The organism is Shewanella sp. c952 (assembly GCF_019654975.1).
GTDB lineage: Bacteria > Pseudomonadota > Gammaproteobacteria > Enterobacterales > Shewanellaceae > Shewanella.
On record NZ_BPEW01000159.1, the window covers coordinates 1 to 255 of the forward strand.

General features: G+C 55.3%; 1 protein-coding gene. It reads right to left on the reverse strand.

The features are described from left to right. A partial coding sequence (locus K5R16_RS22385; protein WP_220740637.1) for a hypothetical protein occupies positions 1 to 255 on the reverse strand: 255 nt, incomplete at both ends.

Genomic DNA, 255 nt, shown 5'->3' on the forward strand with positions numbered 1-255 from the left:
CGACACCGTTGAGGGTGACGTCACTGCCATCGGCATTATAGACGGTGTTGTCGCCGGCAATGGTGAAGGTGGTGATACTGAGATCGCCATCGACACTGCTGCCATCAATCACATTGCCGCTCACTTCCGGGCTGTCCTCGACGATGCTGCGAGTTTCATTATCATCGCTGAAATCATCGTTCACCGGGGTGACGGTCAAGGTCAGGGTCGAGGTATCTGTCGCGCCCGAGCCATCGGTTAAGGTGTAAGTGATCA